General features: G+C 42.1%; 1 tRNA gene and 1 rRNA gene. Both read left to right on the forward strand.

The window, feature by feature from the left end:
* The first annotated feature begins 26 nt into the window (after positions 1-26).
* Positions 27-102: transfer RNA gene (locus tag IQQ51_RS24700), tRNA-Val, on the forward strand.
* A 312-nt stretch (positions 103-414) separates the two neighbouring features.
* Positions 415-853, forward strand: a 23S ribosomal RNA gene (locus IQQ51_RS24705); the annotation flags it as partial.

An 853-nucleotide genomic window follows, 5' to 3' on the forward strand; every position in this document is an offset into this window, starting at 1 on the left:
CTTCCATAAGGAATTAAAACTTTTATGGGCGATTAGCTCAGTTGGGAGAGCACCTGCCTTACAAGCAGGGGGTCACTGGTTCGAGCCCGGTATCGCCCACCATCTTTAAGCATTCTCGTAAGAGAGTATTTAAAAATGGGTTTAAAAGTTTAACACTTAAAACTCTTGCTCTTTAACAATTTGGAAAGCTGACTGATTGATTACTTACGAGTAATTCAATCAAATTTAAAAGTTCTCAATGTTTATCTTTCATTAGATAAACACAACAAACACATTCAAGTGTCTTGTATTCGAATCAAACTTTAGTTTGATTCACAATTGAGTCCGGCAAACAGTCATTGAGAATTAACCCTTCTTGATGACAACCAAAAACCTTGGTTAGTTGCCATACACTAAGACCCTTTCGGGTTGTATGGTTAAGTGACTAAGCGTACACGGTGGATGCCTTGGCAGTCAGAGGCGATGAAAGGCGTAATAACTTGCGATAAGCCCAGATTAGGTAGTAATAACCTTTTGAGTCTGGGATTCCTGAATGGGGAAACCCACTTACATAAGTAAGTATCCTGTTGTGAATACATAGCAGCAGGAGGCAAACCGGGGGAACTGAAACATCTAAGTACCCCGAGGAAGAGAAATCAACCGAGATTCCGAAAGTAGCGGCGAGCGAAATTGGATTAGCCCTTAAGCTTTTAATGAGACAGATGAAGGCTCTGGAAAGTGCCGCAATAAAGGGTGATAGCCCCGTAATCGACATCTCATAATCAGTGAAAACGAGTAGGGCGGGACACGTGATATCCTGTCTGAATATGGGGGGACCATCCTCCAAGGCTAAATACTACTGACTGACCGATAG

The organism is Vibrio sp. OPT18 (genome assembly GCF_015163615.1).
Classification (GTDB): domain Bacteria; phylum Pseudomonadota; class Gammaproteobacteria; order Enterobacterales; family Vibrionaceae; genus Vibrio; species Vibrio coralliirubri.